The 11,437-nt window shown below is 72.4% G+C and carries 7 protein-coding genes; 5 read left to right on the top strand and 2 right to left on the bottom strand.

The window, feature by feature from the left end; genetic code table 11:
• Positions 1 to 35 precede the first annotated feature (35 nt).
• The gene (locus tag OHS59_RS41215) at positions 36 to 1,004 is read right to left on the bottom strand and encodes an alpha/beta hydrolase (RefSeq protein ID WP_328498443.1); all 969 of its coding nucleotides are present in this window, start codon (positions 1,002 to 1,004) and stop codon (positions 36 to 38) included.
• A 181-nt stretch (positions 1,005 to 1,185) separates the two neighbouring features.
• Between OHS59_RS41215 and OHS59_RS41210 the strand changes: the two genes are divergently transcribed.
• The 3 genes from OHS59_RS41210 to OHS59_RS41200 all read left to right on the top strand — a co-directional run bounded on the left by OHS59_RS41210 (position 1,186) and on the right by OHS59_RS41200 (position 5,441).
• The gene (locus tag OHS59_RS41210) at positions 1,186 to 1,668 is read left to right on the top strand and encodes a MarR family winged helix-turn-helix transcriptional regulator (protein ID WP_328498442.1); all 483 of its coding nucleotides are present in this window, start codon (positions 1,186 to 1,188) and stop codon (positions 1,666 to 1,668) included.
• Between the two features lie 242 nt (positions 1,669 to 1,910).
• Complete coding sequence (locus OHS59_RS41205; RefSeq protein ID WP_328498441.1) at positions 1,911 to 4,715, top strand: beta-L-arabinofuranosidase domain-containing protein; 2,805 nt, start codon at positions 1,911 to 1,913, stop codon at positions 4,713 to 4,715.
• A 165-nt stretch (positions 4,716 to 4,880) separates the two neighbouring features.
• Positions 4,881 to 5,441 carry a GNAT family N-acetyltransferase gene (locus OHS59_RS41200; protein ID WP_328498440.1) on the top strand — a complete coding sequence of 187 codons (561 nt, stop codon included), beginning with the start codon at positions 4,881 to 4,883 and terminating at the stop codon, positions 5,439 to 5,441.
• A gap of 6 nt (positions 5,442 to 5,447) precedes the next feature.
• On the opposite strand, the gene OHS59_RS41195 is transcribed toward OHS59_RS41200, so the two are convergent.
• Entirely contained in the window at positions 5,448 to 8,222 is a 2,775-nt protein-coding gene (locus OHS59_RS41195) for an AfsR/SARP family transcriptional regulator (RefSeq protein ID WP_328498439.1), read from the bottom strand.
• Between the two features lie 145 nt (positions 8,223 to 8,367).
• On the opposite strand from OHS59_RS41195, the gene OHS59_RS41190 reads away from it, so the two are divergent.
• Positions 8,368 to 9,618 (top strand): MFS transporter, encoded by a 1,251-nt coding sequence (locus tag OHS59_RS41190; protein ID WP_328498438.1) that lies wholly within the window; start codon positions 8,368 to 8,370, stop codon positions 9,616 to 9,618.
• 7 nt (positions 9,619 to 9,625) lie between these two features.
• A complete protein-coding gene (locus OHS59_RS41185; protein ID WP_328499559.1) occupies positions 9,626 to 11,383 on the top strand; it encodes an alpha/beta hydrolase family protein in 1,758 nt (585 codons plus the stop codon).
• The last annotated feature ends 54 nt before the right edge of the window (positions 11,384 to 11,437 follow it).

Genomic DNA, 11,437 nt, shown 5'->3' with positions numbered 1-11,437 from the left:
GGCGGCCGGGGCGGCCGACCGGTGGCCCGGTCGGCTCAGCCGGCGGCCAGGGCGCCCTTCAGCACGGCGATCGCCTGGCTGATGGCGGCCTCGGCGGCGTGGGTCTCGCGCAGGGCGTTCAGCATCACGAAGTCGTGGATGATGCCCTGGTAGCGGACCGCGGTGACCGCGACGCCCGCCTCGCGCAGCTTGCCGGCGTAGGCCTCGCCCTCGTCGCGCAGGACGTCGGCCTCACCGGTGACGACCAGGGCGGGCGGCAGTCCGGTGAGCTGCTCGGTGGTGGCGCGCAGTGGGGACGCGGTGATCTCGGCGCGCTGCTTCTCGTCGGTCGTGTACTGGTCCCAGAACCACTGCATGCCGTCGCGGCGCAGGAAGTAGCCCTCGGCGAACTGGTGGTAGGAGCCGGTGTCGAAGGAGGCGTCGGTGACGGGGTAGAAGAGCACCTGCTGCACGAGCGTGACGTCGCCGCGCTCCTTGGCCATGAGGGTCAGGGCCGCGGCCATGTTGCCGCCGACCGAGTCGCCCACCACCGCGACGCGGGAGGCGTCGAGCCCGTGGTCCGCGCCGGCGGTGACGACCCACCGGGCGACGGTGTAGTTCTGCTCGATGGCCACGGGGTAACGCGCCTCGGGCGAGAGGTCGTACTCGGGGAAGACGACCGCGGCACCCGTGCCGACGGCCAGTTCGCGCACCAGGCGGTCGTGGGTGTGGGCGTTGCCGAAGACCCAGCCTGCGCCGTGGATGTAGATGATCACCGGAAGGGTGCCGGTGGCTCCCGCGGGACGGACGATCCGCGTACGGACCTCTCCGGTGGGGCCGCCGGGGACAGTGATCCACTCCTCGTCGACGGCGGGCTTGGTGACGTCGCCCGACTGCACCTCGTCGACGGTCCTGCGGCCTTCGACGGGGCCGAGGTCGAAGAGGTAGGGCGGGTTGGCCGTCGCCTCGGCGAAGGCCGCCGCGGCGGGCTCCAGGACGGGGCGGGCGCCGGTCGTGTCGGTCATGACGATCTCCTCGGATCTGGTGCCGTGGGCAGGCTCCTCGCGGGCTTCGCCGGGAGCGGCGGCAACACCAGAACAGTAGCTCACGACTTAGTCGTGCACAACTTATTAGGGCACGATACGATCGAGGGGACTCGACGGTAGGGTCGGCGATAGGGTGTAGATCACTGAGTGGAGGTACCCCGTGAGCACTGCCGGAGCCGAATCGGCGCAGGGCGATCCACCCCTGTCGGCGCAGGGGGGCTCACTCCTGCTGGAGGACCAGCTCTGCTTCGCCCTCTACGCCGCCTCCCGGGCGGTCACCGCCCGCTACCGCCCCCTGCTGGACGAGCTGGGGCTGACCTATCCGCAGTACCTGGTCATGCTCGTCCTGTGGGAGCAGGACTCGATCTCCGTACGCGACCTGGGCACCGCTCTCCAACTGGAGTCCAGCACGCTCTCACCGCTCCTCAAGCGTCTGGAGGCGAACGGCCTGCTGCGGCGCGAGCGCCGGGCGGAGGACGAGCGTTCCGTCGCGCTGCATCTCACCGACGCCGGAGTGCGGCTCCAGGACCGGGCGGACGCGGTCCCCCTCGCGATGGGCGACGCGATGGACCTGACCCCGGAACAGGACGCCATGGCCAAGCAGTTGCTCCGCCTGCTCACAACCAACGTCAGCACCCGGTAGCAACCGCGACACCCAACCCCCCGAAGGGCGCGGGGAACCGCGCACCCAGCCCCCACCGGCCCGCAGGCGAGCCACCACCCCCAGCCCCCACTGAAAGCAATTCACGCCACAAGCATTGACGTGCTCGCTTCACATACCTATGTTCTGGTCGAATTCCCGGACGTCGTACGGTATTTCGAACACTGCGAGCTTCGCCGGACACCCCCCGTCGAAGCCGACCCCCGCGCAGAGACGAGGAACGCATGGCACCCGCCCTCCCGAGACGCACAGTTCTGCAGGCCGCCCTGCTCGCAGCCGCCGCACCGGCGATGTCGTACACCGCCGGTGCGGGCCGGGCCACGGCCGCCACCCTGCCCGCACCGTCCGCCTGGACCCTCCGGCCGTTCGAGCTCAAGGACGTGAAGGTCGGTCAGGGCCTCTTCGCCACGAAGCGCCAGTTCATGCTGGACCACGGCCGCGGCTACGACGTGAACCGGCTGCTCCAGGTCTTCCGCGCCAACGCCGGTCTCTCGACCGGCGGCGCGGTCGCGCCGGGCGGCTGGGAGGGCCTGGACGGCGAGGCGAACGGCAACCTCCGCGGCCACTACACCGGCCACTTCCTGAGCATGCTGTCGCAGGCGTACGCGAGCACCGGCGACCAGGTCTACGCCGACAAGATCCGGACCATGCTCGCGGCGCTCACCGACGTCCGCGCGGCCCTGCGCAAGGACCCGGCCGTGCTGAGCGCCGCAGGGAAATTCGGCACGGCGGCGGAGCACGTGCGCGGCTCCTACCAGTACGTCAGCCTGCCGGCCGCCGTGCTGAACGGCTCCGCCGCGATCACCCTGTCCGCCTGGGTCAAGCCCACCCACAACGCCAACTGGACCCGAATCTTCGACTTCGGCGACAACAACACCCGGTACATGTACCTGGCCGCCCGCAATGCCTCCGGCGTACCGCGCTTCGCCATCACGACCGGCGGACCCGGCGCGGAACAGGGCCTCGACGGCACCGCCGCGCTCCCGATCGGCCAGTGGAGCCACCTGGCGGTCACGATCTCGGGCAGCACCGGCACCCTCTACGTCAACGGCACCCAGGTGGCCCGGAACACCTCGATGACCCTCAACCCGTCGTCGCTGGGCACCCTGACGAACAACTGGCTGGGCCGCTCGAACTTCGACGACCCGGTGTTCGCGGGCGTCTTCGACGAGTTCAACGCGTGGTCGCGGGCGCTGACCGCCGCCGAGATCACGTCCCTGCAGAGCAGTCGTGCCGCCGCCTCCACTGCGGGCCGCGGCACCCTGGCCTCGTACACGTTCGACGAGACCACCGGAGGGACCTTCGCCGACGCCTCCGGCCGCGGGCTGACCGCGACCCTGCGCCGGACCTGGGGCGGACCGAGTCACCCCGGGTTCCTCGCCGCGTATCCGGAGACGCAGTTCATCGACCTGGAGACGCGGACCACCTCCGACTACACCAAGGTGTGGGCGCCCTACTACACCGCGCACAAGATCCTCAGAGGTCTGCTGGACGCCTACCTCGCCACGGACGACGCCCGTGCGCTCGATCTGGCGTCGGGCATGTGCGACTGGATGCACTCCCGCCTCTCCAAGCTGCCCGACGCCACCCTCCAGCGGATGTGGGCCCTCTTCTCCAGCGGCGAGTTCGGCGGCATCGTCGAGGCGATCGTCGACCTGTACGCGTTCACCGGCAAGGCCGAACACCTCGCGCTGGCCCGGCTGTTCGACCTCGACACGCTCATCGACGCCTGCGCCGCGAACACCGACACGCTCGACGGTCTGCACGCCAACCAGCACATCCCGATCTTCACCGGCCTGGTCCGCCTGTACGACGTGACGGGCGAGACGCGCTACCTCACCGCCGCGAAGAACTTCTGGGGCATGGTCGTCCCCCATCGGATGTACGGGATCGGCGGGACGAGCTCCGGGGAGTTCTGGCGGGCCCGCGGGGTCGTCGCGGGGACGATCGGCGACACCACCGCCGAGACGTGCTGCGCGTACAACATGCTGAAGCTCAGCCGGATGCTGTTCTTCCACGAGCAGGACCCGAAGTACATGGACTACTACGAGCGGGCCCTCTACAACCAGGTCCTCGGCTCGAAACAGGACACGGCCGACGCGGAAAAACCCCTGGTCACCTACTTCATCGGCCTCACGCCCGGCCATGTCCGGGACTACACGCCCAAGCAGGGCACCACCTGCTGCGAGGGCACGGGCATGGAGAGCGCCACCAAGTACCAGGACTCGGTGTACTTCAAGAAGGCCGACGGGAGCGCGCTGTACGTCAACCTCTACAGCCCGACCACGCTGACCTGGTCCGAGAAGGGTGTCACCGTCACCCAGACCACGGACTATCCGAGGGAGCAGGGCTCCACGCTCACCATCGGCGGCGGGAGCGCCGCCTTCGAACTGCGGCTGCGGGTGCCGTCCTGGGCGACGAGCGGCTTCAAGGTGACCGTCAACGGCAGCGCCGTGAGCGGGACTCCGGCCGCCGGGACCTACTTCGCGGTCTCGCGGACCTGGCAGAGCGGTGACGTCGTGCGCGTCACCGTCCCCTTCCGCACCCGCGTCGAGAAGACCCCCGACGACCCGGGACTGCAGACTCTCTTCCACGGCCCGGTCAACCTCGTCGCCCGCAACAGCGCCACGAGCAGCCTGCAGTTCGGGCTCTACCGCAACGCCGCCCTCTCCGGAGACCTGCTGCCGAGCCTCACCCCCGTGGCCGGCAAGCCGCTTCACCACACGCTGAACGGCACGGAGTTCGCCCCGTTCTCCGAGGGCACCGAGGACCCCACGCACGCCTACTTCCGGCGCTCCGAACCCAAGGTCGTCTTCGGTACCACCGACTCGGGCGTCACCAATCCGGCCCGGAGCGACGGCACGACCCTCCTCGACGAGATCTGGGCCGGCGCGCCCTTCGCCACCAAGGCCGCGCTGGTCACGCGGGTGCAGAACACGGTGAACTCCTGGGTGTCGGCGGGTCTCCTCGTTCAGGCCGACGGCCAGAAGGTGGTGACGACGGCGCAGAACGCCTCGTACGTGTCCTGAGGCACCCGTGCGCCGAGAGGCGCTCGGGCCCGGCCACCGGGTGCGGCACGGAAACGGCGACAGCCCACCCTGCCGCACCCGTTGGGCGGTGTGCAAGGGTCGCTTCGCCGGCCGGCCGGTCCCTGGGGCGCGTGGCGGTCGTGACGGCCGTGGGACGATCGGTCCATGCTGCTGGAAACCCCCAGGCTCGTCCTGCGCCGCTTCCGTATCGGGGACGCGGCGCCCCTGTCCGCGTACCGCTCAGATCCCGCGGTGGCCCGCTATCAGGGCTGGACCGCGCCCGTGCCTCTCGACTCGGCCGTGCGGACCGTGCGTGAGTTCGCCGAGGGGTCTTTGGAGACTCCGGGATGGTTCCAGTACGCGATCGAGCTCAAGGCCGACGGCTGTCTGGTGGGGGACGTGGGCGTCTGTCTGCACGAGAATCTGATGCAGGCCTCGCTCGGGTTCACGCTGGCCGGCGACCGGCAGGGGCACGGCTACGCGGCGGAGGCCGTGGGCGCGGTGCTCGACGACCTGTTCGGGCGCCGGGGGCTGCACCGGGTGTCCGCCGAGTGCGACGCCCGCAACACCCGTTCGGCCCGGCTGCTGCGGCGCCTCGGATTCGTACAGGAGGGTCTTCTCCGGCAGGCCAGTTGGATCAAGGGCGAGTGGACGGACGACCTGCTGTTCGGTCTGCTGTCCGCGGACCGGCAGCCGCTGCCCGGCACCGCGGCCACGACGGGCTAGGACGGACTAGGACGGGCTTTCCGAGAGGGCGTGCGGGCCCAGGCTGTTCAGGATTCCGGCCCGTAGCGGGTCGGTGTCGGGCAGACAGAGCTGGTCGGTCAGCGCCAGCGCGTGCAGCCAGGCGTCGTGGGCCGCGTCGGGGTGCGCGCCCTCCTGCCAGGTCTCGCCCAGTCGGACCAGGCCTCTGGCCGCGCTGAGCCGGTCCCCTGTCTGCCGGAACAGAGCGACGGCCCGCCGGTACTGGGACGCCGCCTCCTCGTACTCCCCCAGGCGCAGGTGGACGTACCCGAGGCTGTCCCGGATGTGCGCGAGCCCGTTGAGGTCACCCGCCGCCTCGGCCAGGGCCAGCGATTCGCGGCAGGTGGTCAACGCCGCGGTGTGGTCGCCGAGTTGCGCGAGCACCCAGCCGATGTCGTTCAGGGCGGCCGACTGTCCGGCGGTGTCGCGCTCCGCCCGGTAGTGGTCCAGGCTGTGCCGCGCGTGGGTGAGGGCACGCCGGTGACGGCCCTCGGACTCGGAGATCCTGGCCAGGTGCTGATGGACCCGGGCCTGCCCCCAGTGGCTGTCGAGGTCGCCGTAGAGCGCGAGAGCCCGGTGGTACTGGGCGTGGGCCCTGGCGTGGTGCCCCAGCCGGTCCAGGGCGAGTCCGAGGCCGCGGTGCGCGTCGGCCCGGGCCGCGGTGTCCCCGTGCTGTCCGGCGGCTTCGAGCGCCGTCGTCTGTGTGGTGGCGAGGGCCTGCCAGTGCCCGTTCCGGTCGAGGAAGGTGATGAGCGTCGAGGCCAGTTCCCAGACGTCCGGAGCGGGGGCCCGGGCCACGAGGGCGAGCAGGATCGGGTACTCGGCGGTGAACCAGTCCAGTGCGTCCTGATGGTCGGCGAGCTGCTCCGCCGTGGCGTCGGCCGGGGCGCGCCGGGGCGTCAGCAGGGCGTCGGCTCTGCGGGCCGTGCGCAGATAGTGGTCGAGCATCCGGTGGCCGGCCCGTTCGCGGTCGGTGTCCTGGGTGCGGGCGAGTTCGGCTGCGTAGGCGCGCAGCAGGTCGTGCCAGGTGTAGCGGCCGGGCCGGTGTTCGGTGAGCAGATGCGCGCGCGTCAGGTCGGTCAGCCGGGCCCGGGCCGTGGACACCGGGAGGCCGGCCAGCGCGGCGGCTGCCGGGACCGCGAGATCCGGCCCGGGATGCAGTCCCAGCAGGCGGAACACGCGCGCGGCGTCGGCGCCCAGGGCGCGGTACGACCAGAAGAACACGGCGCGGACCTGGGTGGCCGGGTCGCCCGCGTCCAGGGCGTCCAGGCGGCCGCTGTCGGCGCGCAGTTCCTCGGCCAGCAGGGCGAGCGGGAAGTGCGGCCGGGCGGCGGCGCGGGCGGCCACGACGGCCAGCGCGAACGGCAGACCGGCGCAGCGGGCGGCGATCTCCCGCACGGCCGCCGGCTCGGCATCGATGCGGGGGCCGCCGAGCCGCGCCGTGAGCAGGGCACGGGCCTGGCCGGAGGTGAGCGGGTCGACGGTGAGAAGGCGCGCGCTCTCGGTCACGGCAAGGCTGGTGAGGCCGTTGCGGCTGGTCACCAGCGTGCAGGTGCCGGGGACGCCGGGCAGCAGCGGGCGGACCTGTTCGGCGTCGCGGGCGTTGTCGAGGAGGATCAGGACCTTTCGGCCGGCCAGCAGACTGCGGTACAGACCGGTCTGCTCCTCAAGTCCGGCGGGGACGCGGTCCGGCCGGACTCCGAGGGCGACCAGGAAGCCTCGCAGCGCCTCCGCGGGCTTCGTCGCGTCCGCCGAGGGGTCGAAGCCGCGCAGGTTCGCGTAGAGCTGTCCGTCGGGAAAGGCGTGGCGCACCCGGTGCGCCCAGTGCACGGCCAGCGCGGTCTTGCCGACACCCGCCGTGCCGGTCAGCGCGATGATTCCCGCCGTGCCGACGAGTTCGTCGAGTTGGGCCAGTTCGCCGTGGCGGCCGGTGAACGTCGTGACGGGTGCGGGCAGTTGGGCCGGTGGAGTGGCCGGCGCCCGGTGTGAGCGATCCGGTCCTGGAGCGGAGGTCCGGCTCACGGACGGCGTGTGGTCCGGGTCCAGGACCGCGGCCTGGATCTGCCGCAGCGCCGGTCCCGGTTCGATGCCCAGTTCACCGGCGAGGCGGTGGCGCACGCGCTGGTAGTGGGCCAGGGCCTCGGCGGGGCGACCGCTGCGGTGCAGGGCGAGCATCACCTGTCCGGCGAGGCGCTCGTCGAGGGGGTGGGCGGCGGAGCGTGCCCGCAGGCCGGGGAGCAGCTCGGAGTGCCGGCCGAGGCGCAGTCGCAGGTCGTCGTGGTCGAGCTGGGCCGCGAAGCGTTCCTGGTCGAGGGTGTCGCGCACGGAGTTGAACCAGGGGGTGTCGAGCGCGCCGAAGGCCTCACCGCTCCAGCGGGCCAGGGCGTCCTCCAGCAGGGCCATGGCCCGCAGGTCGTCGGCCTCGCGGGCCTGGGCGACCAGATGCCGGAAGTCGTACAGGTCCACGGTGGCCGTGTCTGCCAGGGCGAGGACGTAACCGCCCCCGTCCCGGGTGATCGCCACCTCGGCGGTGTCCGAAAGGGCCTGGCGCAGGCGGGAGACGTAACCGTGGAGGGTCGCGCGGGCCTGCCGGGGCCGGTCCTCGCCCCAGACGCGCTCGGTCAGCTGTCCGGTGGTGACGGGGCGCCCGGTGTCCACCATGAGCGCGGCGAGGACACTGCGCTGGCGGACGTGCCCCAGCGGCACGGGTCTGCCGTCGATGTGCGACTCGATACTGCCGAGCACCGTCAAATGCGCCGTCATGACCGCACGCCCCCCGAAAATCGGTGTTCGCTTCCTCGTCATACCCGCCCGGCAAGACCGATTCAAGGTTCGTCCAAGCCTTCCCCTGGGCCCGCCGGACACAGTGAGGGGCCTCGAAGGCCGACGCCGTGACGGGGGTGACGCGTTGAGCAGGCCACGTGCCGGGGCACCGGACCGACGCCGTGACTTCCGCCTGTACTGGCTGGCCGGCACCACGGACCTGATGGGTACGCACGCCGCCGAGCTGACACTCGTGCTGCTGGTGCTGACGGTCGGCGGGAGTCCGGCGATGGCGGGGCTGCTGGGGACGGTCGCGGTGGCCGTCCCGACCGCGCTCGGACCGGTCGCGGGGGTCCTCGCCGACCGGTGGTCGCGGCGGCGGATCATGCTCGGTTCGGCGGCGGTCTCGTTCGTCGCGTTCGGGATCCTGACCTCGGCGGTGGTCCTCGACCGGATCACGCTGCCGCTGCTCTTCGCCGTGACCGCGGTGGAGAGTGCCGCGGGCGCGATGTACGCGGCGGCGGCCCGCGGGGCGATCCGGGCGGTGCTCCCGCCGGACGACCCGAGCGGCGCGGTCGCGTCGCTCCAGGCCCGCGATCAGGGGGCCGCGCTGCTGGGCCCGTTCCTGGGCGGTGTGCTGTACCAGCTGGCCCGGTGGGCGCCGTTCGCGGCGAACACCCTGTCGTACGCCGGGGCCGCGCTGTGCGTCCGCGCGATCCGCACGGACCTGTCGGCGCCGGGCGGCCCGGACCGGGGGAAGTCGTTCGGGGACTCCGCCCGGGAGGGACCGAGCTTCCTTTGGCACCAGCCGTTCCTGCGGTTCGCCCTGGTGTGGGGCGCGGGCGTCAACGCCGTGTTCACCGCCGCGTACTACTTCGTGCTGATCGCGGCCCGCACGCACGGTGCCTCGCCCGCGTCGGTGGGGCTGATGCTCAGCCTGGCCGGCGGGTGCGGTCTGGTGGGGGCGCTGGTGACGCCGTGGGTGCTGCGCCGGGTGCCCGCGGGGCGGCTCGTCGTGGGCTGTTCGCTCGCGATGGTGGCGTTGGTCGCGCCGCTCGGCGCGGTGGGTTCCGTCTGGGCGTACGGAGCGCTCTTCGGGGCTGCGCTGTTCGTCGGGCCGGTGCTGAGCGTGCTGTTCCAGACGCGTGCGATCGCGCTCGTCCCGCCCGAGCTGCAGGGCCGTACCGGTTCCGTCATGGAGAGCGCCGCGAACGCCGTGCAGCTCGTCGCGCCCGTCACGGCGGGCGTGCTGGCCGGACTGCTGGATCCGGTGGCCGTGGGGCTGCTGCTCGCGGCGGTCCTGCTGGTCCTGGCCGGATACGCGCGCGGCGGCCGTCGGCACCTCGACGACCTGCCGGCCGCCCCGGTTCCGACTTCCGTGTCACAAGGAGACTGACGTGGAGATGCAGTTGCGCGTGGCACCCGGGACGCTTCCGTCGATCGCCGAACTCGCCCCGGACCGGGGGTGTTTCGTGGGCTCGGCCGGCGACCGGTGCGAGATCCTGGCCTGGGACGTCGCGCGGGGTACGGCACGGCCGGTGACCGACCGGCCGGGACTCGGCACGGATGTCGCGGACGTGGATCCGGGCGGCGAGTTCCTGTGGTGGTTCGACGACGACCGTGCCGGACGCGGGAGCTGGCGGATCCAGCCGTGGGCGGGCGGCGCGGACCGGCCGGCGTTGCCGGGTGTGCCGCCCGCGCTGAACGCGGGGTTGGCGATGGCCGCCGACGGGACCGCCGCTGTCGGACTGATCGACGAACACGGTTTCTCCGTCCGTCTCCGGTCGCCGGGCGGTGAGGTGCACACCCTGCTGACGGCGAGCGGCGGCGGTGAGCTGGTGGACCTGTCGGCCGACGGTTCGCTGCTGGCGGTGGAGCAGGAGTCGGCCGTACGTGTGCTGGACCGCTCGGGGGCCACGGTCGCCGAACTACCGGGTCCGCTCTGGCCGGCGGGCTTCCGGCCGGCCGCCGGCACACCACTGCTCCTGCTGCCGGCCGAGTGCGACGACGGCTATGTGCTGCGGACCTGGACGCCGGAAGAGGGACTGCGGTCGGCCGACTGGTGCCGGTTCGAGTCGGAGATCTCCGCGACCTGGTGTCCCGACGGGCAGGTGCTGGTCCGGGAGGACAGCCGGGGTCGCAGCTCCCTGTCGCTGGTGGACCTCGCCCGCCGGCAGCGTGCCGCGCTGCCCGTGCCGACCGGGACCGTGCTCGACGCCCGTATGCAGCCGGGGAACGACCTGCACCTCGTGTGGACGGACACCAGGACGCCACCGGTGCTGCGGACCTCGTCGGGCCGCCGCCCGCCCGGCACACCGGAACTCCCCCCGGTGGAGCTGCCCTTGACGCTCAGCGACCGGTGGACCCTCGGACCGGGAGGTCAGATCCACACCCTCTTCACCGCGCCGGACGACGGGCCGGGGCCGTGGCCGACGGTGTTCCTGGTGCACGGTGGCCCGCTCCAGCAGGACCGGGACGCGTACGACCCCACCGTGATCCTTCTCGGCGCCGCCGGGTTCGCGGTCGCACGGGTCAACTACCGCGGTTCGACGGGCTACGGGCCCGCCTGGCGCAACGCCTACGACGCCGGGGTGGGGCTGCCCCAGGTGGCTGATCTCGCCGCGGTCCGCGCCGACCTCGTACAGGAGGGCCTCGCCGATCCGGCCCGGATCGGGCTCGCGGGCTGGTCCTGGGGCGGTTATCTCACCCTCCTCGCCCTCGGGACCCGGCCCGAGCTGTGGCAGGCGGGGGCGGCGGTGTATCCCATCGCGGACAGCGTCGCCGCGTTCAGGGCGGGCACACCCGCGCTCCGGTCCCTGGACACCCGGCTCTTCGGCGGCACACCCGACGAGATACCGGACCGGTACGCGCAGGCCTCACCCATGACGTACGTCGACGCGGTGCGCGCCCCGGTGCTGCTGGTGGCCGGAGGCAACGACGTCAAGTGCCCGCCCGAGCAGGTGGTCCGGTACGCGCAGGCGCTGCGCGCGCGGGGTCATGCCCCGGAGCTGCTGGAACTGCGCACCGGGCACGAGAGCCGCCTGATGGACGACCAGGCGACGGTGCTCACCTCCGTCGTGTCGTTCCTCGGCGCACGGTTGGGCGGCGCGCAGTTGGGCGGTACGCAGCCGGGCGGCCGGGTCGGCGCCCGGGTGATGTGAACCCTACGACTCCGCCGGACCACGGTCCGGCGGCCGCATCCCGAGGCGATTCGG

The organism is Streptomyces sp. NBC_00414, assembly GCF_036038375.1.
In the GTDB taxonomy this organism is placed as follows: domain Bacteria; phylum Actinomycetota; class Actinomycetes; order Streptomycetales; family Streptomycetaceae; genus Streptomyces.
The sequence above is the reverse complement of the archived record's forward strand: the minus strand, read 5'-3'. Positions and strand labels throughout refer to the sequence as shown.